The organism is Rhodanobacter sp. FW106-PBR-R2A-1-15, assembly GCF_058789735.1.
Genome location: NZ_JBYTEM010000031.1, coordinates 1 through 23,535, shown reverse-complemented (window position 1 = coordinate 23,535; position 23,535 = coordinate 1). Strand labels below are relative to the sequence as shown.

Sequence of the window (23,535 nt, the reverse complement as noted above, 5' to 3'; positions counted from 1 at the left end):
TTCACTACGATCGGGGAGAACTAGATGCATCGCGTACTGCCTCCTGGCCAGCCCCCACTGGCTACGCCCACCGCACTTTTCATCGACATACCGCCGAGCGCACGCCACCTGCAGGGCCGCCATCCGTTCAGCGTCACCTAGTCCGGCGACGGGTGCACCATCCGTCTGCAGGCAAGGTAACCAAGGCTTGCAGCACGGCGAGGCCCGAAGCGGCTTCAGCGGCAGCATCGTTCCGCCCGAGAAATACGGACTGCCGCCATCGAGCAATTAGTGCCTGACCTAGCGCGACCGGTACCCATCCGTACCGCGTCCGACACGCCGGGAAAGCACGGGGAACTCTCTACTTCAAACGGGGATAACACATGAAACACAACTTGAATCACCTGTCATTGGCCGTGCGTCTGGCATTGAGCGTGGGCATTTTTGCGGCGGCGGGCGCCGTCCAGGCACAGGAATCGACCACCAGCGATGCACCGGCCGCCAAGCAGGTCACGCCGGCGCCAGCCGCAAAAAGCAAGGCAAAGAATCTCGAGGCGGTTGTCGTCACCGGCTCGCTGATCCGTCGCGTCGACGCCGAGACGTCCAGTCCGGTGGTGACCGTGGATCGCGCCGCGATCACCAATGCCGGCAGCCCGACCCTGGGCAACGTGCTGCAACAGCTGCCCAGCATTTCCGGCAATGCCACCAACACCCAGAACAACAGCAATGGCGGCGGTGTCGCCAGCCCCCTGCTGGAAGGTGGCGACGGTGCGGCGCGCGTCTCCCTGCGCGGCCTGGGCACCAACCGCACGCTGATGTTGATCGACGGCCAGCGCATGGCCAACTCCGATCTCAACATGATCCCGCAGAACATGATCGAGCGGGTGGACGTGCTGGCCGAGGGCGCCTCGACGGTGTATGGCTCGGATGCGATCGGCGGCGTGGTCAACTTCATCCTGCGCAAGGACTACAAGGGCGCCGAAGCCAGTGTCAACGTGGGTGAGTCCGACCACGGCGATGGCCATCGGCACGGCATCAGCCTGACCGCCGGCGCCAGCGGCGACAACTACAACATCGTCGGCGGCATGGACTACAACAAGTACGACGCCGTGCTCGCCACCCAGCGCAAGTACTCCGCGCACCAGCTGTACCTGTCCAGCGGCGTGATCAGCCCGGCCGGTTCCAGCACCCTTCCGACCGGCAAGATCCAGACGCCCGCGTCGATCGCCGCCAAAGCCGCCGGCACCTGCCCGACCCAATACATCACATTGGCGCAAGGCAATGGATCGAGCGTGAGCGACTATCGCTGCGACCGCGGCAACCCGGATGCGTACAACTACAACGCGTTCAACTACATCCAGACCGCGCAACGGCGCTTCAACACCTTCGTGCTCGGCAACTACAAGCTGGCGGACAACCTGACCTTCTTCGCGGATGCGTTCCTGAACCACACCCAGTCGAGCGGTCAGGACGCGCCCGCGCCGACCTCGGCCAACAGCGACGGCTGGTACGTGCTGGCCAGCAACCCGATCAATCCGTTCGGGGTTACGTTCGGCACGGATCCCGCCCACCCGGGTGCTCCGGGCACCGGCTATGGCTTCAACACCCGGTTGACCGGGCTCGGTACGCGCCTGCACACGTACACCACCTCCAACGTGCAGATCAACACGGGCCTGCGCGGCACATTCGGCCAGAGCACCTGGAGCTGGGATGCCACGCTCAACTACGGCCATGCCAATCGCGTGCAGCGCGACTACAACGAGGTCAACATCGCCGACTTCCAGGCGGCCATCAACAGCGGCGTGAACATCTTCGACCAGGCCCACCAGACGGCCGCCCTGAAGGCCGGCGTGGATACCCCGAAGTACGTATTCACCAATGCCACCAAGCAAGTCCAGATCGATGCCAACGGCGAGTTGTGGGATCTGCCGGCAGGTGCCGTGCAACTGGCCGTCGGCGCCCTGTACCGCCATCAATCGATGAATTACACGGTGTCACCCGACGCTGTCCTCAACCTCGCCACCGGCGGCTGCCAGATACTGCAGGAAGCCTGCGGTTCGCCGGGTCGTGGCGCCGACCACGTCAAGGAAGTCTATGCCGAATCGCTGATCCCGCTGCTCTCACAGCAACCGTGGGCGTATTCGTTGAACCTCGACGTGGGTATCCGTGCCTCCAAGTACGGCTCCTCCGGCAACACCAACAACAAGAAAATCGCCATCGAGTGGCGCCCGATCGAGGATCTGCTGCTGCGCGGCACCATCTCCGAAGTATTCCGCGCCCCCAATCTGGATGAACTCTACGACGGCGTCACCCTGGTCCAGCCGAACTTGAACGACCCCTGCGTCGGTCTCACCGCCGCCCAGCTCGCACAGCACCCCGCCGCCTGCCAGTACGTCCCGGTCAACTGGGCTGGCAACTCACCGGCCCAGGTCAACACCTATTACGCCGGCGCCAAGACGGTCGGTGCCTCGCTCAAGCCGGAGCAGGGCAAATCGATCGATTTCGGCCTGGTCTACAACCCCAGCTGGGCCGATGGCCTGTCCACCAGCGTCGACTTCTGGCACATCTACCTGAGTGACCTGCTGACACCGATTCAGGCGTCGACGGTGGTCAATGCGTGCTTCGCCAACAACAGCAGCCCGTATTGCTCGTTCATCAATCGCTACAACACCACCACCCAGCAGCCGGGCCAGGTGAACGTCATCAATACGCCGGTGGTCAATCTGGGCAACCTGAGCACCACCGGCATCGACTTCACGCTGAACTACAAGATCCCGCATTTCGACCTGGGCAGCGTCGACCCCGGCAATTTCAAGGCCGGCCTTTCCACCACCTATCTCTCCAGCTACAAGAACAACGCCACTCCCGGCCAAGCCGGCGCGCAGACGGTCAATTACGCCGGTACCTACTCCCAGCAGTTCGGCAACATCTCGCGCTGGCGCGGGACGGGCACGCTCAATTGGGCGAAGGGCAACTGGAGTGCGCAGTGGCAGACGCGCTACATCCACCATCTGACCAACCTGAATGCGGACGCCAGCTTCTCCGGAGTCAACATACCGATGGCCTCGGTGCTGTATCACTCGATCCAGGTTGGCTATGCGATCCCGGAATGGCATACCCGGATCGACCTCGGCGTGGACAACCTCAGCAACAAGGCTCCGCCGCTGGTCTACCAGAACGGCCTGAACTACAACGTGGATACCGCCACCTACGACGCGCTCGGACGCTATTACTGGATGCGCGCCACGTTCAAGTTCTGATTTCCTGATCACCCAGGAAAGCGTCAAGCTGCCCAGGAGGGCCGCGGGATACTCTCGCGGCCCTCTTGCATAATGGGGCTCGGCGGACGATCGATCGAGAAGGCATGCCTACCCCAACCAGCGCACTCGCCAACGCCATGGCCACCGCCTACCACGCCGGCGAGATGGAACACGTCATCGCCCTCGCGGCGCAGGCCCCGCAAACCGGCGACGCGGACGAAAGCGCCATGCTGTGGCTCGGCCTGGCGCAACAGGCCACCCATCGCTACGGCCCGGCCACAGCGACGTTTCATCGGCTGTCGCAGCTGCGGCCGGAGGTCTCCGCGTACTGGAACAACCTGGCCCTTGCGTGTCGCCACGCAGGCGATACGGCGGCATCCGAACAGGCTTTTCTGAAGGCGCAGTCGCTGGCACCGGAAGATGCCGAGGTGCTCTACAACCTCGGCCTGCTCTACCTCCAGCAGCGACGTTGGCTGCCGGCCCGACAGACCCTGATGGATGCGGTGGCCCTCGAGCCGCACTTCATCGAAGCCCGCTTGCAGGCGGCGCATGCCTGCTACGTCTGCGGCGACAACGGCAGCCAGGAGGCGATGCTGGCTGGAGCCATCGACTGGCCGCCGCAACCCGCCGAGCAGGCCCTGGTCCTGGCCGCGATGCTGGCCGTGCAGGGCGACCTGGATGCGGCGCTGCGCACGCTGGCACACGCGCAGTTGCCTCCTAGACCCGATTCCGGGGTGATGCTGCTGCGGATCGCCGCACAACGGATCGCGCTGCACGAAAGGAGCAACCAGGTCGAGCTTGCGCGGGACGAGCTGCTGGAGCTGCCGCTGGGCACGCTCGACCGGCTGCCACCGGAAGCGCAGAGCGCACGCGCCGAGGGCTGGAGCGCGCATGCCGCACTGGCCATGCGCGGCGCCGACCATGCCGGCGCCGCGGCGCTGTACCAGCGCGTGCTTGCCGTTGCCCCCGACGACCAGAGCCGGGCCGGCGCCGCGTTTGGGCTGGCCTCTGCCTGCGACAAGCAGGGCCAGCAACATGAGGCCTGGCAAGCGCTGCAGACCGCACATGCGGCACAACTGGATATTGCGCGGAACGTGCTGCCGGAGCTGCTGGCACCCGACAGCCAACCGTTGCAGATGGCCGATCGCGTCGTCAGCCGCGCCGCCCATGAGGCCTGGCATCCGCTGTCCTCGCCTTCCGCCGGGCAAAGTCCGGTCTTCGTGGTCGGCTTTCCGCGTTCCGGCACTACCTTGCTGGAACAGATGCTCGATGCCCACCCGGACTTCCAGTCCATGGACGAGCGTGCCTTCATCCATGAGCTGATCGAAGGCATGGAACTGTTCGGCCAGCACTACCCGGCCGATCTGGCAAACCTGACGCAGACGGAAGCCGACCAGTTGCGCGCCGTCTACTTCCGCCGGGTCGGCCGTGCCCTGCCGGATCGGGGACGGCGCCGGCTGGTGGACAAGAATCCGCTCAACATGCTGTGCCTGCCGATGATCATGCGGCTGTTCCCGCAAGCGCGCATCATCCTGTGCCTGCGCCACCCCTGCGACGTGCTGCTCAGCTGTTACATGCAGCCATTCCGCTCGCCCGCCTTCATGGTGTTGTGCTCGTCGTTGCAGCGCCTCGCGGATGGCTACGTGCAGGCCTTCGGGCAATGGCAAAAGCAGGTCGAGGTATTCGCGCCGCAGTTGCTGGAGTGGCGCTACGAATCGGTGGTCAGCCGCTTCGAGGCCAGCGTTGCCGGCCTCGGCGAATTCCTCGGCATCGAGGATGCGTCGCCGATGGCACGCTTTTCGGAACACGCACGGAGCAAGCCGTTCATCAGTACCCCGAGCTATGCCCAGGTCACCCAGGGCATCAACGGCAAGGCGGTGGGGCGCTGGCACGCCTACCGCGAATGGTTCGAGCCGGTATTGCCCACCCTGCGCCCCGTCATGCAGCAGCTCGGCTATGCGGACTGACGCTTGCCCGCGGCCGGCGAAGGCCGGGTTGCGCAAGGCGCGCCGCGGGTCCCGCGCCCCTGTCACCCGACGCCATGCGGAGCCGGCGATCGGCCGGGCATCCCGCGTATGATGGCGACGTGGAGTTCTCGCGGATTGCGCTGCGGGAGCCGACCGTGTCCATGCGAGACCATCGACCGCCGATGAACCGACCGCACGACGATACCCCGCAAGCCGGCCGCAGCATGGCGCGACAACAGGCGCAGCGGGGCGAGCCGGACGCTGCGGAGAAGTCTTTCCTGAGCCTGCTCGAGCGGCACCCGCAGGACGTCGAGGCGCTGCGGTTCGTAGCCGGCTGTCACTCCGCGCGCGGGGAGCATGCGGCGGCCATCCAGCGCCTGCAGGTCGCCGTGAAGGTGGCCCGGGACGACCCGGCTGCCTGGGTCCAGCTGGCTACCGCACAGATGGCGGTGGATGATTTCAGCGGAGCCGTCACCAGCTTCAGGTGCGGGCTTTCGCTGGCGCCACGGGCGTTCGTGGCGCGCCTGCAGCTGGGCATGGCGCTGGAACAACTGGAGCAATCGCACGAGGCGCTGAAGGCCTATTTCATGGCCATCGAAAGCGCGCGGGCGCGGGGGCGCTGGCAGGACGACGCAACCACCGCGCCGGGTCTGCGCGATGCGGTGAAACATGCTGTGAGTTACGTCAACCAGGGACGGCGCCGCTTGTTCCGCGGCGCGCTGGATCCGCTGCGCGAGCGTTACGGCAGCGACGAACTGGCGCGGGTGGAACGCAGTCTGGCGATCTACTTCCTCGATCAGCCGGCGAACATCCCCGATCCACGACAGAAGCCGAAATTCCTGTATTTCCCCGGCATCGCCAGTCAGCCGTACTATCCGCGCAAGCACTTCCCCTGGCTGGAGCAGCTGGAGGCGGCGACCGATACGGTGCGCGCGGAACTGCACGCCGTGTTGTCGCGGGGACAGCAGCTGGAGGCGTTTCTGGGCCAGGTGCCGGCGCAGGCCAGTCGCAGCATGCTGCGTTCGTCCAGCAACCAGGATCCCGCCTGGGATGCGTACTTTTTCTATCGCCACGGCCAGCGCCATGACGAACACTGTGCGCGCTGCCCGCAAACGACCGCCTTGCTCGATACGCTGCCGCTGGTACGCATCCGCGACCACGCGCCGGAAACGCTGTTCTCGGTGCTGAGTCCGGGTACCCACATCCTGCTGCACACCGGGGTCACCAACACGCGACTGGTGACCCATCTGCCGCTGATCGTTCCGCCCGATTGCGCCATCCGCGTAGGTGGCGAAGAGCACGTCTGGCAGGAAGGTCGATGCGTGACGTTCGACGACACCTACGAGCATGAGGCGTGGAACCGCAGCGGGCAGACGCGCGTGGTGCTGATCCTGGACTGCTGGCATCCCGACCTCAGCGAGGCGGAGCGTGCGGCCGTGACCGACCTGGTCGAGGCGATCGGCGATTTCAACCAGTCCTGCGAGATACCTGTCACGCCGGGCTGACCCTTGCCGTCAAGGCTGCCGAGTCCGTGGGTGGCCGGCGCCGGATGATCGGGCAGAAGAAGGGCAGCGCTCTCGCGCTGCCCTTCTTCAATCGCACGATTTTTCAGTGCGTCGGTTTCGCTGTCGCCGGCGTGGCGGGTGCCGCAGCGAGGCCGCCGCTGTCTTTTCCGCCATAGGGCAGTACTTCGCTGGCCAGCTTCGGATCGGTCTTGATCATGCCGAGCGCGTCGAACAGGATGTGCGCGGTCTCGTTGAGCTGCACGTCCTTCGCCTTCTTCGCGTCCTTCTCCTGCTTCAGCTCGCTCTTCAGGCTGCGCTCGTTCGCGTTGAGGCCGTCATCGAGGCTGCTGCTGGCCTCGTCGGCGAGCGAGGCGTCGCTGCCGTCGATGGCCTTGTGCCGCGCGCGGAAGTCGGCCTGGATCGCCTCCAGCTGCTTGCGCTCGACCTCGCGCGTGGCGAAGTTCAGCGAGACCGAGGTCTTCGCGCGCATGCTGCGGTACTGCGCCAGCTCGTCCAGCATCAGCTTCCACGCCGGCAAATGGGCCACGCGCTCGGCGTGCTTCTGCTGCAGCTGCGGCAGGTAGGCGGCGAGATTGGCCACCACCTGGTAGTCGGCCGGCGCGATCTGCGTCCACTTCAGTGCGTTGTCGTAGGTCGACTCGCCGAAGTCCTTGTCGTCGCCGTTCTTCGGGAACGCGATGTCCGGAGTCACCCCCTTCAGCTGGGTGGAGCCGCCGTTGATGCGGAAAAATTCCTGGATGGTCATCTTCAGCTCGCCGAGTTGCGGCTTCTCGCTGTCGCCCTGCGCGAAGCGGTCCAGGTCCACCAGGTTCTGCACGGTGCCCTTGCCGAAGGTGGGCTCGCCGATGATCAGACCACGGTGGTAGTCCTGGATCGCCGCGGAGAAGATCTCCGAAGCCGACGCCGTGCCGCGGTTGACCAGCACCGCCAGCGGCCCGCTCCAGGCCATGCCCGGGTCGTCGTCGCCCTGCACCTCGACCCCGCCCTTGGAGTCGCGCACCTGCACCACCGGACCCTTGTCGATGAACAGGCCGGTCAGCGTATTGGCCTCGGCCAGCGAGCCGCCGCCGTTGTTGCGCAGGTCCATCACCACGCCCTGCACGCCCTCATGCTTCAGTTCGCCGAGCAGCCTGGCGACGTCGCGGGTGGCGCTCTTGAAATCCTTGTCGCCGGCATTGCGCGCGCCGAAGTCGGAGTAGAACGTGGGCAGCTCGATCACGCCGATCTTGCGGGTGGCTCCGCCGTCCTTGATCTCCACGATCTTCTTCTTCGCCGCCTGCTCCTCGATGCTGACCTTCTTGCGCACCAGGCTGACCATCTCGTGCTTGCCGTCCACGCCGACGTCCGCGGGGATGACCTCCAGCCGCACGGTGGTGTCCTTCTTGCCGCGGATCAGGTTGACCACGTCGTCAAGGCGCCAGCCGATCACGTCGACGATCGGGCCGTTGTCGCCCTGACCGACGCCGACGATGCGGTCGCCCACCTGGATCCGCCCAGACTTGGCGGCCGGCCCGGCCGGCACCAGCTCGCGGATCTGAGTGTAGTCGTCGCGCGGCTGCAGCACCGCGCCGATGCCTTCCAGCGACAGCTTCATCGCGATGTCGAAGTTCTCCGCCGCGCGCGGGCCGAGGTAGTCGGTGTGCGGGTCGGTGGTCTCCGCGTACGCGGTCATGAAGGCCTGGAACGCGTCCTGGCCGTCGAGCTGGCGGACCCGTTCGATGTAGTTGGCGTAGCGCTTGTCCAGCGTCTTGCGGACCTCGGCATCGTCCTTGCCGGCCAGCTTCAGGCGCAGCCAGTCGTTCTTGGTGCGCTTGCGCCACAGGTCGTTCAACTCGGCCTGGTCCTTCGGCCAGTCGGCGTGCTCGCGGTCGAAGGTGTAGCTCTCGTCGGCAGCGAGGTCGAAGCCCTGCTTGAGCAGGCCGCGTGCGTAGTTCATGCGCTCCACCGCGTGCTGCACATAGAGGTTGAACACGGCGAACGGCGCCGACAGGTCCTGGTTCCAGATCGCGTCGTCCAGCTGGGTCTTCAGCGGCGCGAACTTGGCCATGTCGGCCTGGGTGAAGAACACCTTCTCGCTGTCCAGCAGCTTGAAATACGCCTTGTAGATGCGCGCCGACATCGCATCGTCGAGAGGCTGCGCGTCGTAGTGGAAACGGGTCAGGAAACGCGCCGACAGCTGCGCGGCCTGCGCCTCCTCGGGTGTGGAGGTGAGCGGCCAGGTAGCCGCCTTGCGGGCCTTGCCGGCGCCGAGGTCGGCAGCCGACTGTGCGAACGCGCAGGTCGCGGTGAAGGCAAGCAGCAGGAGCAGCGCGGGACGAAATTTCATGGGGGTTCTCAGGCTGACTCGGTGACGCCGGCTGCATGGGCCTGCAGGTCGGCGTGATAGGACGAGCGCACCAGCGGACCGGAGGCGACGTGGTGGAAACCCATTGCCTCGCCTTCCGCGCGCAGCGCATCGAATTCTTCCGGCCTCCAGTAGCGCAGCACCGGGTGATGGTGCGGCGTGGGCTGCAGGTACTGGCCGATGGTGATCATCTCGACGTCATGGGCGCGTAGATCGCGCATCGTCTCGAGCACCTGCTCCATCGTTTCACCCAGGCCAAGCATGACGCCGGACTTGGTCGGCACCTGCGGGTGCTGCGCCTTGAAGCGCTTGAGCAGGTCCAGCGACCACTGGTAGTCGGCGCCGGGGCGCACTTCGCGGTACAGGTGCGGCACGGTTTCCAGGTTGTGGTTGAACACGTCCGGCGGGAAGTCCTTCAGCACCTCCAGCGCGCGTTCCATGCGGCCCTTGCCGCGGAAGTCGGGGGTGAGGATCTCGATGCGGATGTGCGGGCTGGCATGGCGCGTGGCGCGGATGCAGGCGGCGAAGTGCTCGGCGCCGCCGTCGCGCAGGTCGTCACGGTCGACCGAGGTGATCACCACGTACTTCAGGCGCATGTCGGCGATGGTCTCGGCCAGCCGCGCCGGTTCCAGCGGATCGGGCGCCACCGGGCGGCCATGCGCCACGTCGCAGAACGAGCAGCGCCGCGTGCACACCTCGCCGAGGATCATGAAGGTGGCGGTGCCCTTGCTGAAGCACTCGTGGATGTTCGGGCAGGACGCTTCCTCGCACACCGTGACCAGCGAGTTCTCGCGCAGGCGCGCCTTCAGCTGCTGCACGGCGTTGCCCTGCGGCAGCCGCACGCGGATCCAGCTGGGCTTGCGCAGGGTCGGCGCGCCGGTATCGAAGCCGGCACGGTTCAGCGCGATCTTGTCGTTGCCCAGCTGCTTTTCGCCCGCGGGCGCGCCGCTGACCACGGCGAGCGGGATGATCTTGGGGGAAGGGGCGGAGATTTCGCTCATGGGTAGACGGCTCAGACCGCCTTGCGGGCGGGGAGTTCGGGCAGGATGGGAGCGGCGGGCATGGCGGTGAAGCCGAACTGGCGGCAAAACTCCTCTACCAGCACGTCCTCGACCGTAGCCAACTGCGACGGACCGCCCAAGTCTAGCAGCTGCGTGACCGCCAAACCCTTGTAACCGCAGGGGTTGATGCGCTGGAACGGCTCCAGGTCCATGGCCACGTTGAAGGCCAGCCCGTGGAAGCTGCAGCCGCGGCGCACGCGCAGGCCGAGCGCGGCGACCTTGGCGTCGGCCACGTAGACCCCGGGCGCGCCCTCGCGGCGCACCGCCACCACGTTCCAGTGCGTCAGCGTGTCGATCAGCGCCTGCTCGATCCGGTGCACCAGCTCGCGCACGCCCACGCCGGCGCGGCGCAGGTCGATCAGCGGATAGCCGACGATCTGGCCCGGCCCGTGGTAGGTCACCTGACCGCCGCGATCGACCGAAATCACCGGGATGTCACCCGGCGCCAGCACGTGCTCCATCTTGCCGGCCTGGCCCAGGGTGAACACCGGGTCGTGCTCCAGCAGCCAGAATTCGTCGGGCGTGTCGGCGGTGCGGTTGTCGGTGAACGCACTCATCGCCTTCCAGGTGGCCGCGTAGGGCTGGCGACCGAGGCGGCGGATGGCGAGGGGCCGGGATGACCAGCCATGCGGCTGTTGAAAGCCGGGATTCGGGATTCGGGATTCGTGGTTCACGGCGAGCTTGTGGCCTTGCATTTTTCCTAGGCGAAAGAAGCGCAACTCGCTTCCGTCATGGGGTCGGGGGGCGGCTTTTGCGAATCCCGAATCCTAAATCCCGGCTCTCACAACGTATACCGGATATCCGGGTCGGCGCGCAGCGCGTGGTGCGCGGCCTCGTACTGCTCGCGGGTGTCGCAGCGGAAGCTGACCGTGACCGAGACGAAGTTGCCGGCGCCGGAGTGCCGGTGCCGCACGGTTTCGTGCAGCACGTGCAGGCCGGCGCGCTCCAGCAGTTGCGGCACGTGCGCCGGCAGGTTCGCGCTGGCGTTGCCGACCGCGGTGATCTCGAACTCGCCGGGAAACTGGAAGCCCTTGCCTTCCTGCTTCGCCTTGCTGAAGTCGATCGGCTGCATCACTTCGCGTCCGCGCCCTTGGCCGGTGACGGGGCATCGGCCTTCTTGTCGCTGTGGAACCACAGCAGGATGCTGTCCCACAGGCGCGAGAAGAAGCCGCCCTGCGGCGCATCCTGCAACGCGATCAGCGGCACGCTCTGCACCGGCTGGCCGTCCAGGGTGATGCGCAGCGTGCCGATCTGCTGGCCCTTGGTGAACGGCGCGATCAGCGTGGCGGGGATGTCCATGGTCGCCTTGAGCTGGTCGTACTGGCCGCGCTTGACGGTGACCAGCACGTCCTCGGCCACGCCCAGTGGCAGCTGGTTGGCCGCACCCTTCCACAGCCGCGGCGTGGCCAGCGGCTTGTCGGCGCCGTACAGCTTGTGCGTCTCGTAGAAGCGGAAGCCGTAGCTCATCAGCGCCATCGCCGAATCGGCGCGCGCCTTCTCGCTGCTGGCGCCCATCACCACCGCGACCATGCGCGCCTCGCCCTGCTTGGCCGAGGCGGCCAGGCAGTAGCCGGCGGCCGCGGTGTGCCCGGTCTTGATGCCGTCCACGCTGGGGTCGCGCCACAGCAGGGTGTTGCGGTTGTGCTGCTTGATCCCGTTCCACTCGAACTCCTTCACCGCGGAGATCGCGTAGTCCTCGGGGAAGTCGTGGATCAGCGCGCGCGACAGAATCGCGATGTCATGCGCGGTGGTGTAGTGGTTGGCGATCGGATAGCCGGAGGCGTTCTGGAAGTTCGAGTTGACCATGCCCAGCTGCTTGGCGTAGGCGTTCATCAGCCCGGCGAACGCCGGCTCGGAGCCGGCGGTGTGCTCGGCCAGCGCGATCGCCGCGTCGTTGCCGGACTGGATGATCATGCCGTACAGCAGATCCTTCAGCGGCACCTGGCTGTTGAGCTTGAGGAAGCTGGTGGAACCGTCGGTGCCGGCGCCACCGCCGCGCCAGGCGTTCTCGCTGATGGTGACCGGGTCGGTCATGTGGATCTTGCCGTTGGCGATCTCGGCGGAGACCACGTAGTCGGTCATCACCTTGGTGATCGAGGCCGGCTCCACGCGCAGGTCCGGCTCCTTGCTGGCGAGGATCTGGCCGGTGGCGTAGTCCATCAGCACCCAGCTCTTGCCGTCGACGTCCGGCGGCGGCGGCACCGGCGCGTCCGGCACCACCGGGCGCGGCACCGGCGACGGGCGCGGCGGCGTCTGCGCAACGGCAACGCCGACCAGCAGGACGGTGGCGAACGGGATCAGGGTGCGGCGGAGAAAATTCATCGTGGAAATCGGTCCGATGGCTGGTGTCGGCGTCGCGGCGCCGGCGGAAGGAAAAAGAATGCGCAAATCCTGCTCAGTCTACTGCGACCTGGGGCCGCGGCAGACCCATGTTCTCGATCCGGGCACTGATCTGGTCGGCGCGATCCACGCTGACCAGCGGCCCCACGCGCACGCGGCGCACGCGACGGCCGTTGACCGTGGCATCGCTCACCTGCACCGCGCCCAGGTTGGCCTGACGCAGGCGCCGGGCCAGCCTTTCGGCGTTGTCGGCGTCGGCAAACGCACCCACCTGCAGATAGATGTCCGGCTGTCCGGCTGGGACCGCAACCGGCGGCGGCAGTTCCTGCGCCGGAGTAGACGGATCGATCCCGCGCACCTCGACCAGTCCGGTGCCCTTGGGCCAGATGCCGATCTTCACCGCGGCGGCGTAGGACAGGTCGATCAGCCGGTTCTGATGGAACGGGCCGCGGTCGTTGACCCGCACGATCACGCTCTTGCCGTTCTCCAGGTTGGTGACCCGCGCGTAGCTGGGTAGCGGCAGCGTGGTGCTGGCCGCGCTGAACGTGTACATGTCGTAGGTCTCCAGGCTGGAGGTCTTGTAGCCGTGGAACTTGTTGCCGTAGAACGAGGCGATGCCGCGCTCGTCGTAGCCGCGCGCGCTGGGCAGCACGCGGTAGGTCTGCCCGAGCACGCTGTACGGCGACTTGTTGCCGTACAGCGAACGCGGCTCGACCTTCGGCACCGGCTCAACCAGTTTGCTGACGTCCAATGGCGGCGGCACGCTGTCGGCACCGTCGCGATAGCGACTGCCCTGTGGCTTGCCGAGGTCGTCGTAAAAACCGCCGCGGCTGTCTGCCGGCTGGCCCCAGGCGCGATCCTGCCGGCTGCCGCCATGCGAGGGCCTGGTCCGATGACCACCGCAGCCGGCCAGCAGCAGGGCCGCCAGCAGCAGCACCGCAGCACCCGCCGCCCTCATCGCGTGACTTCCGCCGGGTCGGCGCCGGCGGCGATCGCCTGCGCCAGCTGGCCCACCGCCAGCGCATACAGCGGGCTGCGGTTGTAGCGGGTGATCACGTAGAAATTCTGGAAGGTGAACCAGTATTCCGGTCCGTTCGGGCCGTCCAGCGTCTGCAGGCTGGCCGGTTCGCCCGGCGGCAGGTGCTGCAGCGGCGCGTAGCCCCACGCCACCAGCTGTTCCAGCGGCCACTGCGGCGTGGCGTCCTTCACCGCGATCGGCTTCGCCGCGCCGTCCGGCTGCGCCTGCGCCGCCACCGGGCCGCCGGCGATCCAGCCGTGCCGCACGAAGTAGTTCGCCACGCTGGCGAAGATATCCGGCAGCGAATTCGACAGATCGATATGGCCATCGTGGTCGGCGTCCACCGCGAAGTCGCGGATGCTGGTGGGCATGAACTGGCCCCAGCCCTGCGCGCCGGCGTAGGAGCCGGTGAGCGTGTCGACCGGCCCGGCCAGGTGGTTGTCCGGCAGGCTCAGCAGTTCCTTCAGCTGCGCGCGGAAGAACGTGGCCCGCGGCGGGTAGTACAGCCCCAGCGTGACCAGCGCGTCGAGCACCTTGTACTTGCCGGTGTTGCGGCCGTAGCTGGTCTCCACGCCGACGATCGCCACGATGTACTCGGGCGCCACGCCGTACTGCTTGCCGACCTGCTCCAGCAGCGCGCGGTGCGCGCGGTAGAACGCGACGCCGTCATTGATGCGCTTGTCGGTGAGGAAGATCGGCCGGTAGTCCTTCCATGGCTTGGCCTCGGCCGGGCGGCTGATCGCGTCGAGGATGGCCTGCTGCCTTTTCGCGCCGTCGAGCAACGCATTCAGCGCCTGCGGGCTCTTGCCGGTCTCGCGCGCCACCTCGCGCACCAGCTCGGCCTGGCCGGGGTGCGTCGTCGCCGTGGCGGGGGTCGAAGCGCCCATCCACAGCACGAGGAGGATGGCGAGGAAACGGGCCGCTGACGGCACGGGCGCAACTGTCATGTCGTGGCTTGCCTCACAGAATTTCGACGTCGCCGGAAGCCTAGCACGCACGCAGGCGCGAGCCGGGCGGAAAGTCGGCGTTTCTAAAGGTGCATCTTGCGGTTGGCGTGGATCGACATCAGCACGCCGAAGCCGGTCAGCAGCGACACCGCCGAGGTGCCGCCGTAGCTGATCAGCGGCAGCGGCACGCCGACCACCGGCAGCATGCCGGCGACCATGCCGCCGTTGACGAACACGTAAACGAAGAAGCTCATGCCGATCGCGCCGGCGAGCAAGCGCGAATAGGTGTCGCGCGCCTCCATCGCGATCCACAGGCAGCGGCCGATGATGAACGCGTACAGCGCGACCAGCGCGATCACCCCGACCAGGCCGAACTCCTCGGAGAACACCGCGAAGATGAAGTCGGTGGTGTGCTCGGGCAGGAAATCCAGCCGCGACTGCGTACTGTGCAGCCAGCCCTTGCCGAAGACGCCGCCGGAGCCTACCGCGATCTGCGACTGGATGATGTGCCAGCCGTTGCCGAGCGGATCGGATTCCGGATTGAGCAGGGTCAGCACGCGGTCGCGCTGATATTGGTGCAGGAAGTGCCAGCCGACCGGAATCATCCCGGCCACTGCGCCGAGCAGCAGGCCGATGCGCCACCACGCCATGCCGGACAGGAACAGCGCGAACGCGCCGGCCGCGGCTACCAGCACGGCGGTGCCCAGGTCGGGCTGCTCGACGATCAGCCCGGCCGGGATCGCGATCAGCAAGCCGACCACCGCGATGTCCTTCCAGCCCGGCGGCAGCTGGCGCGGGTGCAGGTACCAGGCCACCATCATCGGCATGGTCAGCTTGAGCAGTTCGGACGGCTGAAAGCGCATGAAGCCCAGGTCCAGCCAGCGGGTCGAGCCGCGACCTTCGCCCAGGATCGCCACCACCACCAGCAGCGCGGTGCTGCCGGCATACAGCCAGGGCGTCCAGCCGCGCAGCACCGGCGGCGGAATGCGCGACACCAGCAGCAGCAGTACGCCGCCCAGCACGAAGCGGCCGGCCTGGCCGCCGACCAGCGCCAGGTTGCCGTCGCCCGCGCTGTACAGCGTGACCAGGCCGGTCAGCCCCAGCACCAACAGGCCGAGCGCGAGCGGCAGGTCGATCCGCGGCCGGGTCAGACTGCGGCGCAGGAAGCGGCGCGTGCGCGCGTACAGCGCCTCGATCATGGCGTGCCTCCGCTGCTCGTGGCCGGCGTCGGCAGATCCTCCACCGGCTCGCTGTCTTCCACGCCGGCGTCGGGCGGAGCGTTCCGGGCTATCGGCGGCAACGGCGCGGCCGATACCGACAGGCGTTTCGCGTCCGCGATCTCGCCACCGTGCGACGCCAGCCAGGTATCGAGGATGGTACGCACGATCGGTCCAGCCGCCGAGGCGCCCCAGGCGCCGGATTCCAGGATCGCCGCCACCGCGATCTGCGGGTTGTCGGCCGGCGCGTAGGCAACGAACCAGGCGCGATGGCGGGTCGCCAGGTACTCCGTGCTGCGGTTCGTATCGTAGGCCTCGGACCGGCGCGAGAAGCGCTCGGCGGTGCCGCTCTTGCCGGCCATCAGGTAGGGAAAGCCGACGCCAAGCTGGCGACCGGTGCCCCGCGCGCCGTAGATCACCTGCTGCATGCCCTGGTTCACCACGTCCCAGTCGGCCGGCTTGCGGATCACCGACGGCCCACTCGGCGGATTGGCCAGCGGCTGCGGCGCTGCGTTGACGCCGCCCTGGGTCGCCATCGCCAGACGCGGCGCGTACGGCACGCCATGGCCGGCGAAGGTGGCGATCGCGTGGCCCAGCTGCAGCGGCGTCACCGCCCAGTAGCCCTGGCCGATGCCGGCGATCACCGTCTCGCCCGGGTACCACGGCTGGCGGAAGTTGGCCGCCTTCCATTCGCGCGAGGGCAGCACGCCGGAGGATTCGCCGACCAGATCGATGCCGGTCGGGCGGCCGAAGCCGAACTTGCCCATGTACCCGCTGAACCGGTCGATACCCATGTCCAGCGCGAGCTTGTAGAAGTAGGTGTTCACCGACTGCTCGATCGCCCCCACCAGGTCGACCCGCCCCACGCCGCCACGCTGGTCGTCGCGATAGCCGCGCTGCTGGCCGGGAATGTAGAACACGCCGGTGGAGACCACGGTGTCCTGCGGCGTGCGCATGCCGGTTTCCAGCCCGGCCAGGCCGATCAGCGGCTTCACCGTGGAGCCGGGCGGATACACCCCGCGCAGCGCGCGGTTGTACAGCGGCTTCTCGGGGTCGTTGGTCAGCGCGGCGTAGTCGGCCTGCCCGATACCGTTGACGAACAGGTTGGGGTCGAAGCTGGGCACGCTGACCATCGCCAGCACCTGGCCATTGCGCGGATCGATCGCCACCGCCGCGCCGGGGCGGCCCTCGAACGCCGCTTCGGCAGCTTTCTGCAGACGCACGTCGAGGCTCAGGTAGAGATTCCTGCCCGGCGTGGGCGCATGCGTCTCCAGCACGCGCTGCGTGCGCCCGTCGGCATTCACCTCGAGCAGCTCGTAGCCCGGCGTGCCGTGCAGAATGTTTTCGTAGGAACGCTCGATGCCGCTGCGGCCGACGTGGCTGGTGCCTTGGTAGCGCTTGGGGTCGAGCCGTTCCAGGTCGTCCGCGTCGATGCGCCCGACATAGCCCACCACGTGCGCGAACAACCCGCGCAGCGGATAGCGCCGGGTCAGGTAAGGCACCACGTCGACACCGGGAAAGCGCCAGCGGTTCACCGCGAAGCGGGCGATCTCGTCCTCCGTCAGGTGCAGCTTCAGCGGCACGCTCTCGAAGCGCCGGCTCTGCTTCAGCTGCTTGCGGAACGCGTCCAGGTCGCCCGGGTCCAGCGGCACCACCTCGCCCAGCCGGGCCAGCAGCGCCGGCATGTCCTTGACCTGCTCGGGCACCACTTCGAGGCGGAACGCGGGCACGTTGTCGGCCAGCAGCACGCCGTTGCGGTCGTAGATCAGCCCGCGCGCCGGCGGGATCGCGCGCGGCTTGACCCGGTTGGCCTGCGAACGGGTGACGAACTCGTCGTGGCGCATCACCTGCAGGAACACGAAGCGGCCGACGAGCAGGCACAGGCACAACACGATCAGCACGAAACCGGCCAGCGCGCGACGCCGGAACAGCAGGCTCTCGCCGCGGGGGTCCTTGATCGAGCGCCGGGGTTTCATGTCACGGGTTCATGGCTCATTGGATCCGTAGCCGCGCGCGCAGGTCGTCGAGCAGCAGGAACAGGAACGGCCACAGCGCGGCGCCCACGAACGGCGAGATCCACCAGCTCGCCGGCGGCAGCGACGCGCCGGCCAGCACGCGCACGATCAGCAGCAGGATGCGGTCGTTCAGCAGCAGCGCCAGCACCGCCAGCGCCTGCTGCCACATCGGGAAGAAGCGTAGCCGCGAGCGGAAGCGCAGCGCGATGAATGCCAACGCGCACAGGCGCAGCGCCTGCTCGCCCAGCACCACGCCGTTGAGCAGGTCCGCCGCCAGGCCCACCGTGAACGCCAGTCCGAGGGTAACCCGGTCTTCCGATTCCAGCGACCAGTACAGCAGGATCAGCGCTGGCCAGTACGGCTTGAACGGCTCCAGCACGCCGGGCAGCGGCACCAGCATAGACGCCAGCGCGAACACCAGCGTGCCGACGAACCACCACAGGCTCAGGCGCTGTCGGTTCATCGCGGCGCTCCGCTGGTGCTCGCCGGCGCGGGGGTCGAGCCGGCAACGGCCGGCGCCAGCCCGGCCGGCGGCCCCATCGGGGTCACCGGCGCCGGCGGGCCGTCCGGCTCGGCCTGATCATGCAGCAGCAGCACGTCCTCGCTGCGGTCGAGATCCGCCGACGGCTTCGCCATCGCCACCAGGAACATGCCGGTCGCCGATGGCGCCACCGAGTGCACCTCGCCAACCGGAAAACCCGGCGGAAAGCGCCCGCCGAGACCCGAGGTGAGCAACTTGTCGCCCACGCGCACGTCGGCAGCCTGCGGAATGGTCGGCAGGCTGAGCTGGTCACCGTCGCGCGAGCCGTAGGCCACCGTGCGCAGGCCGGTGCGCTCGACCACCACCGGGATCGCATGGGCCGGGTCGGTGATCAGCATCACCACCGAGGTGGTCGGCAGCACTTCCTTCACCTGGCCCATCACCCCGTGCGCGTCGATCACCGGCTGGCCTGGCCTGACTCCGTCGCGGGCGCCCATGTTCAGGGTGAGCTGGTAGCGATAGGCGCCGAGATCCACGCCGATCACCCGCGCCAGCTGCACGTTCAGTTCCAGGCTGTGCTGGGTGTCGAGCAGTTCCTTCAGGCGCTGGTTCTGTTCGGCGACGGCGGCCATCCGGTTCAACTTGGCGTTGGCCAGCAGCAGGTCCTCGCGCAGGCGCTGGTTCTGCTCGGTCAGCCGCTGGCGATCGGCGAACGCCACGCTCATGGTACGAATCCCGACCGCCGGCAACCCCGCCAGCCGGTACACCGGCTCGACCACCGCCGATGCCGCGTAGCGCAGGCGCCACAGCCAGCCGTTGCGGTGGTCGAGCACCATCAGCACCACGGCCAGCGCGAGGTAGACGATCAGCCGCAGCGTGCCCGCGGCGTTGCCGGCGAACAGCGGCGAGGACTCGTCACGTGCACGCGCCATCGCTAGAGCCTGCTCATGGTCTTCGAGTACCCCGCGCCGGGAGCTGTTTGCGCGCAGGCCAAGGAAGAATGAAGGCACGCGGGGAGAGTCCGGGGATGGACTCGGCTTTGATGAGCGAGGAGTGGACGTCCGTCCACGACCGAGTGATGACGCCGGCATGCGGGCAAACAGACCCGGCCCTTCGGGTTGCCATTGAGTGGCCGCCATGCGGCAGCGCGCGGCTTGGCCTGCCAGCCAGCCAGGCCCGCGCCACGCCCTGCCACCTGACAGCCACTCAATGGCAACGCGGGGCACTCGAAGGCCACGAGCAGGCTCTCGGCTTATTCGGGCGCGAAGAAATCGCTGCCGTGCTGATCGATCAGCTCCAGCGCCTTGCCGCCGCCGCGCGCCACGCAGGTCAGCGGGTCGTCCGCCACCTGCACGTGCAGACCGGTTTCTTCGGAGATCAGCCGGTCCAGATCGCGCAGCAGCGCGCCGCCGCCGGTCAGCACGATGCCGCGCTCGGCGACGTCGGAGCACAGTTCCGGCGGAGTCTGCTCCAGCGCCGACTTCACCGCCGCCACGATGCCGGCCAGCGGCTCGTGCAGCGCTTCCAGAATTTCGTTGGAGTTGATCGTGAACATGCGCGGCACGCCCTCGGCCAGGTTGCGGCCGGAGATCTCGACCTCCTTGACCTCGCCCTGCGGGAACGCGCAGCCGATCTGCAGCTTGATCCGCTCGGCGGTGGATTCGCCGATCAGGGTGCCATGATTGCGTCGCACGTAGTTGATGATGGCCTCGTCGAAGCGGTCGCCACCCACGCGCACCGACTGCGAGTAGACGATACCGTTGAGTGAGATCACCGCCACTTCCGAGGTGCCGCCGCCGATGTCCAGCACCATTGCGCCGCGCGCCTCGTGCACCGGGATGCCGGCGCCGATCGCGGCGGCCATCGGCTCCTCGATCAGGAACACGTCGCGGGCGCCGGCGCCTTCGGCCGATTCCTTGATGGCGCGGCGCTCGACCTGGGTCGAGCCGCACGGCACGCAGACCAGCACGCGCGGGCTCGGGCGCAGGAAGCGCGACTTGTGCACCTGCTTGATGAAGTGCTGCAGCATCGCTTCGGTCATGGTGAAGTCGGCGATCACGCCGTCCTTCATCGGCCGCACCGTGGCGATGTTGCCCGGCGTGCGGCCGAGCATGCGCTTGGCGTCGCTGCCGACCGCAGCGATCGTGCGCGGACCGCCGGGGCCGCGATCCTGACGGATCGCCACCACCGATGGCTCGTTCAGCACGATGCCCTGGCCACGCACGTAAATCAGTGTGTTGGCGGTGCCGAGGTCGATGGAGATGTCGTTGGAGAAGATTCCGCGAAACTTCTTGAACATGGGTCCGCCGCATTCGGCCTGGCTAAAAATCAAGCTCGCCAGTCTAGTCAGCGCGACTGCCAGGCGCAAGGACAATAACGTTAAGAAACCCTTCTACAACACGATCATAAGCACACTTTCTGCGCCGCGAACTGAGCTGGTCACCGGCGCACGAAGTCGCCAAGTCGAGCAGATGGCGCTACCATTCAACCCTTTGACCGAAGCCACCCGGTCCGGCTCCAGGCCGGGCGCGCGTGCTCTTTTCCACATCGCTGCCGGGGGTTCCCGCACGTCATGCCTGCCGTCATCTGCGGATCGCTGGCCTACGACACCATCATGGTGTTCCAGGACCAGTTCAAGAACCACATCCTGCCCGATCAGATGCACATCCTGAATGTGTCGTTCCTGGTGCCGCGCATGCGCCGTGAGTTCGGCGGCTGTGCCGGCAATATCGCCTACAACCTCAAGCTGCTCGGTGGCGACCCGCTGCCGGTGGCGGCCGTGGGCCAGGACTTCGGGCCGTACCGCAAGCACATGGAGCAATGCGGCATCCGGCTCGACGGCGTGCGTGAGTTTGACGACCAGTTCACCCCGCAGTGCTTCATCACCACCGATCTGGACAACAACCAGATCACCGCCTTCCACCCCGGTGCGATGTCCAGCGCGCAGGAAAACCACGTGCGCGACATCCCGCAGATCGACTTCGCGATCGTCGCCCCCGACGGCCGCGAGGCGATGCTGCAACACGTGAACGAGTTCGCCGCACGCGGCGTGCCGTTCATCTTCGATCCGGGCCAGGCGATGCCGCTGTTCAGCGGCGACGAGTTCCGCTCGATGATCGGCAAGTCGACCTACGTGATCGTCAACGACTACGAGTCGCAGCTGCTGCAGGCGCGCACCGGCTGGAGCACCTCCGAAATCGCCGAGCGGGTGACGGCGTATATCGTGACGCAGGGCCCGCGCGGCTCGGTCATCCACGCCGGCAGCGATACCCATCACATCCCGCCGGCGCGCGAACGCCAGATCGTGGACCCCACCGGTTGCGGCGACGCGTATCGCGCCGGCCTGATCTTCGGCATCATGCACGGCAAGGACTGGCCGACCGCCGGCCGCATGGCCTCGCTGATGGGCGCGCTGAAGGTGGAGCATCCCGGCACGCAGAACCAGCGCTTCGACTATGTCGAATTCGCCGCCGAGTTCCTTGACCAGTTCGGCTACGCGCTGGATTGAGCCAGGTCGCCACCGGTCACAATGAAACGGGGCTCCGGCGCCATGCCGGGAGCCTCGTTCGTTTCAGCCCACGCGAAAGCCGATGGTGGCAGCGACGGCATTGCGCCAGCCCTGGTACAGGCGCTCGCGGGCGGGCTCAGCCATCGCCGGCTGGAAGCGGCGCTCGACCTGCCACAGCTTCGCGAGCTGCGCACGGCTTTCCCAGAAACCCACGGCCAGCCCGGCGAGGTAGGCCGCGCCCAGTGCGGTGGTCTCGGCGATCTTCGGCCGCAGCACCGGCACGCCGAGCATGTCGCTCTGGAACTGCGCCATGAAGTCGTTGGCGATGGCGCCGCCGTCCGCGCGCAGTTCCTTCAGCGGGATGCCCGCATCGGCTTCCATCGCGGCCAGCACGTCGCGCGACTGGTAGGCCATCGACTCCAGCGCAGCCCGCACCACGTGTTCCTTGCGGGTGCCGCGCGACAGCCCGAACATCGCGCCGCGCACGTCGCTGCGCCAGTACGGCGCGCCCAGCCCGACGAAAGCCGGTACCAGGTACACGCCTTCGCTCGACTCCACGCTTTCGGCGCACGCCTGCGAATCGCTGGCGTGCACCAGCATGTGCAGGCCATCGCGCAGCCACTGCACCACCGATCCGGCGACGAAGATGCTGCCCTCCAGCGCGTATTCGACGACACCATCCAGCTCCCACGCGATCGTGGTCAACAACCCATGTCGCGAGGGCACGGCCTGGGTTCCGGTATGCATCAGCATGAAGCAGCCGGTGCCATAGGTGTTCTTGGCCATGCCGGGCTCGAAGCAGGCCTGACCGAACAGCGCGGCCTGCTGATCGCCGGCCACGCCGCTGATCGGCACACCGGCCGGCAAACCGGGCAGCGCCGCGGTGTGACCGTAGACCTCGCTGCACGAACGCACCTGCGGCAACATGCTGCGCGGGATGCCCAGCATGCGCAGCAACTCGTCGTCCCACTGGCGCGCGTGGATGTCGAACAGCAGCGTGCGCGCGGCGTTGCTGACATCGGTGACGTGCAGCCTGCCACCCGTGAGATTCCAGATCAGCCAGCTGTCGATCGTGCCAAACAGCAGGTCGCCGCGCTCCGCCCGGGTACGCGCGCCATCGACGTGATCGAGGATCCAGCGGACCTTGCTGCCGGAGAAGTAGGCGTCGATCAGCAAGCCGGTCTTCTCGCGCACCAGCGGCGCGTGACCATCGGCTTCCAGCCGTTCGCAGATTGCCAGGCTTTGCCGCGACTGCCACACGACCGCGTTGTGGACCGGTCTACCGCTCTGCCGATCCCATACCACCGTGGTCTCGCGTTGGTTGGTAATGCCGATGCCAGCCAGTTCGCTGGCCTCGGCCCGTACCGAGGCCAGTACCTCGGCCACGGTGGCCAGCACGCTGGCGAGAATCTCCTGCGGATCGTGCTCCACCCAGCCCGGCTGCGGGAAGATCTGCCTGAATTCGCGCTGCGCCGAGCCGACCACGCCACCGGCCCGGTCGAACAGGATGGCGCGCGAGCTGGTGGTGCCCTGATCTATCGCCAGTATGTAACGTTGCGCCACCGCCATTCCTTCCACACGAGCCATCGACAGAGCGTAGCAACTGGACGTGCGCGATGCGCATCATGGTCCTGGACAGGAGTGGCACTGGGGTATCACCGCCGGCGCATCTCCCGCTGCCGGGACCGAACTGGGGCTCGGCGTCGGCTGCCAGCCTGATGGACGCGGCTGGCCCCGTACCCGAAAACTGGAATCGAGAGGCCTTCCAGGTCTCGCCGCAGCGGACGACGCCCGCCCCAAAAAGCGAAGGCCACCCCGGAGGGGGAGGCCTTCCAGGAAAAAGCCCCAGGCAGCGAGCTGTTGCAGGTCGCA

At 67.4% G+C, this 23,535-nt stretch carries 17 protein-coding genes; 4 read left to right on the top strand and 13 right to left on the bottom strand.

Features of this window, described 5'->3' with window-relative positions; genetic code table 11:
- Window positions 1-362 precede the first annotated feature (362 nt).
- The 3 genes from AC3WTD_RS14770 to AC3WTD_RS14760 all read left to right on the top strand — a co-directional run bounded on the left by AC3WTD_RS14770 (window position 363) and on the right by AC3WTD_RS14760 (window position 6,711).
- Entirely contained in the window at window positions 363-3,239 is a 2,877-nt protein-coding gene (locus tag AC3WTD_RS14770) for a TonB-dependent receptor plug domain-containing protein (RefSeq protein ID WP_492614233.1), read from the top strand.
- Between the two features lie 104 nt (window positions 3,240-3,343).
- Window positions 3,344-5,206 (top strand): tetratricopeptide repeat-containing sulfotransferase family protein, encoded by a 1,863-nt coding sequence (locus tag AC3WTD_RS14765; protein WP_492614232.1) that lies wholly within the window; start codon window positions 3,344-3,346, stop codon window positions 5,204-5,206.
- Between the two features lie 182 nt (window positions 5,207-5,388).
- Window positions 5,389-6,711, top strand: a complete 1,323-nt coding sequence (locus AC3WTD_RS14760; RefSeq protein ID WP_492614231.1) for an aspartyl/asparaginyl beta-hydroxylase domain-containing protein — start codon at window positions 5,389-5,391, stop codon at window positions 6,709-6,711.
- A 103-nt stretch (window positions 6,712-6,814) separates the two neighbouring features.
- Here AC3WTD_RS14760 and AC3WTD_RS14755 read toward each other — a convergent pair whose 3' ends face one another.
- From AC3WTD_RS14755 to AC3WTD_RS14700, 12 genes are all read right to left on the bottom strand, one after another.
- Window positions 6,815-9,058, bottom strand: a complete 2,244-nt coding sequence (locus tag AC3WTD_RS14755; protein WP_492614230.1) for a carboxy terminal-processing peptidase — start codon at window positions 9,056-9,058, stop codon at window positions 6,815-6,817.
- Window positions 9,059-9,066: 8 nt separating this feature from the next.
- Entirely contained in the window at window positions 9,067-10,077 is a 1,011-nt protein-coding gene (lipA, locus tag AC3WTD_RS14750; RefSeq protein WP_425504525.1) for a lipoyl synthase, read from the bottom strand.
- 11 nt (window positions 10,078-10,088) lie between these two features.
- Entirely contained in the window at window positions 10,089-10,793 is a 705-nt protein-coding gene (gene lipB, locus AC3WTD_RS14745) for a lipoyl(octanoyl) transferase LipB (RefSeq protein WP_492614261.1), read from the bottom strand.
- A gap of 125 nt (window positions 10,794-10,918) precedes the next feature.
- Window positions 10,919-11,209 (bottom strand): DUF493 family protein, encoded by a 291-nt coding sequence (locus AC3WTD_RS14740; protein WP_027493852.1) that lies wholly within the window; start codon window positions 11,207-11,209, stop codon window positions 10,919-10,921.
- A complete protein-coding gene (locus tag AC3WTD_RS14735) occupies window positions 11,209-12,459 on the bottom strand; it encodes a D-alanyl-D-alanine carboxypeptidase family protein (protein WP_492614229.1) in 1,251 nt (416 codons plus the stop codon). Before AC3WTD_RS14735 ends, AC3WTD_RS14740 begins: the two co-directional genes overlap by 1 nt.
- A gap of 73 nt (window positions 12,460-12,532) precedes the next feature.
- On the bottom strand, window positions 12,533-13,435 hold the full coding sequence (locus tag AC3WTD_RS14730) for a septal ring lytic transglycosylase RlpA family protein (protein WP_027493854.1): 903 nt from the start codon (window positions 13,433-13,435) through the stop codon (window positions 12,533-12,535).
- The gene (mltB, locus tag AC3WTD_RS14725; protein ID WP_492614228.1) at window positions 13,432-14,442 is read right to left on the bottom strand and encodes a lytic murein transglycosylase B; all 1,011 of its coding nucleotides are present in this window, start codon (window positions 14,440-14,442) and stop codon (window positions 13,432-13,434) included. The genes AC3WTD_RS14730 and mltB overlap by 4 nt, the downstream gene beginning before the upstream one ends.
- A gap of 83 nt (window positions 14,443-14,525) precedes the next feature.
- Window positions 14,526-15,641, bottom strand: coding sequence for a rod shape-determining protein RodA (gene rodA, locus AC3WTD_RS14720; RefSeq protein ID WP_027493856.1), 1,116 nt, complete (start codon window positions 15,639-15,641; stop codon window positions 14,526-14,528).
- The gene (gene mrdA / locus AC3WTD_RS14715; protein WP_027493857.1) at window positions 15,638-17,635 is read right to left on the bottom strand and encodes a penicillin-binding protein 2; all 1,998 of its coding nucleotides are present in this window, start codon (window positions 17,633-17,635) and stop codon (window positions 15,638-15,640) included. Before mrdA ends, rodA begins: the two co-directional genes overlap by 4 nt.
- Window positions 17,636-17,651: 16 nt before the next feature.
- Window positions 17,652-18,137, bottom strand: a complete 486-nt coding sequence (mreD, locus tag AC3WTD_RS14710; protein WP_027493858.1) for a rod shape-determining protein MreD — start codon at window positions 18,135-18,137, stop codon at window positions 17,652-17,654.
- The gene (gene mreC / locus AC3WTD_RS14705) at window positions 18,134-19,087 is read right to left on the bottom strand and encodes a rod shape-determining protein MreC (protein WP_492614227.1); all 954 of its coding nucleotides are present in this window, start codon (window positions 19,085-19,087) and stop codon (window positions 18,134-18,136) included. The genes mreD and mreC overlap by 4 nt, the downstream gene beginning before the upstream one ends.
- 320 nt (window positions 19,088-19,407) lie before the next feature.
- The gene (locus AC3WTD_RS14700; protein WP_027493860.1) at window positions 19,408-20,454 is read right to left on the bottom strand and encodes a rod shape-determining protein; all 1,047 of its coding nucleotides are present in this window, start codon (window positions 20,452-20,454) and stop codon (window positions 19,408-19,410) included.
- Window positions 20,455-20,727: 273 nt separating this feature from the next.
- Here AC3WTD_RS14700 and AC3WTD_RS14695 point away from each other — a divergent pair, with 273 nt between their 5' ends.
- Complete coding sequence (locus AC3WTD_RS14695; RefSeq protein ID WP_027493861.1) at window positions 20,728-21,663, top strand: carbohydrate kinase family protein; 936 nt, start codon at window positions 20,728-20,730, stop codon at window positions 21,661-21,663.
- A 63-nt stretch (window positions 21,664-21,726) separates the two neighbouring features.
- Here AC3WTD_RS14695 and glpK read toward each other — a convergent pair whose 3' ends face one another.
- On the bottom strand, window positions 21,727-23,226 hold the full coding sequence (gene glpK, locus AC3WTD_RS14690; RefSeq protein WP_492614226.1) for a glycerol kinase GlpK: 1,500 nt from the start codon (window positions 23,224-23,226) through the stop codon (window positions 21,727-21,729).
- Between the last annotated feature and the right edge of the window lie 309 nt (window positions 23,227-23,535).

Excerpts from the sequence above, each read along its gene's own strand:
- AC3WTD_RS14770 (WP_492614233.1), top strand. The coding sequence starts at position 363 with ATGAAACACAACTTGAATCACCTGTCATTGGCCGTGCGTCTGGCATTG.
- AC3WTD_RS14765 (WP_492614232.1), top strand. The coding sequence starts at position 3,344 with ATGCCTACCCCAACCAGCGCACTCGCCAACGCCATGGCCACCGCCTAC.
- AC3WTD_RS14760 (WP_492614231.1), top strand. The coding sequence starts at position 5,389 with ATGAACCGACCGCACGACGATACCCCGCAAGCCGGCCGCAGCATGGCG.
- AC3WTD_RS14755 (WP_492614230.1), bottom strand. The coding sequence starts at position 9,058 with ATGAAATTTCGTCCCGCGCTGCTCCTGCTGCTTGCCTTCACCGCGACC.
- lipA (WP_425504525.1), bottom strand. The coding sequence starts at position 10,077 with ATGAGCGAAATCTCCGCCCCTTCCCCCAAGATCATCCCGCTCGCCGTG.
- AC3WTD_RS14740 (WP_027493852.1), bottom strand. The coding sequence starts at position 11,209 with ATGCAGCCGATCGACTTCAGCAAGGCGAAGCAGGAAGGCAAGGGCTTC.
- AC3WTD_RS14735 (WP_492614229.1), bottom strand. The coding sequence starts at position 12,459 with ATGAATTTTCTCCGCCGCACCCTGATCCCGTTCGCCACCGTCCTGCTG.
- AC3WTD_RS14730 (WP_027493854.1), bottom strand. The coding sequence starts at position 13,435 with ATGAGGGCGGCGGGTGCTGCGGTGCTGCTGCTGGCGGCCCTGCTGCTG.
- mltB (WP_492614228.1), bottom strand. The coding sequence starts at position 14,442 with ATGACAGTTGCGCCCGTGCCGTCAGCGGCCCGTTTCCTCGCCATCCTC.
- rodA (WP_027493856.1), bottom strand. The coding sequence starts at position 15,641 with ATGATCGAGGCGCTGTACGCGCGCACGCGCCGCTTCCTGCGCCGCAGT.
- mrdA (WP_027493857.1), bottom strand. The coding sequence starts at position 17,635 with ATGAAACCCCGGCGCTCGATCAAGGACCCCCGCGGCGAGAGCCTGCTG.
- mreD (WP_027493858.1), bottom strand. The coding sequence starts at position 18,137 with ATGAACCGACAGCGCCTGAGCCTGTGGTGGTTCGTCGGCACGCTGGTG.
- mreC (WP_492614227.1), bottom strand. The coding sequence starts at position 19,087 with ATGGCGCGTGCACGTGACGAGTCCTCGCCGCTGTTCGCCGGCAACGCC.
- AC3WTD_RS14700 (WP_027493860.1), bottom strand. The coding sequence starts at position 20,454 with ATGTTCAAGAAGTTTCGCGGAATCTTCTCCAACGACATCTCCATCGAC.
- AC3WTD_RS14695 (WP_027493861.1), top strand. The coding sequence starts at position 20,728 with ATGCCTGCCGTCATCTGCGGATCGCTGGCCTACGACACCATCATGGTG.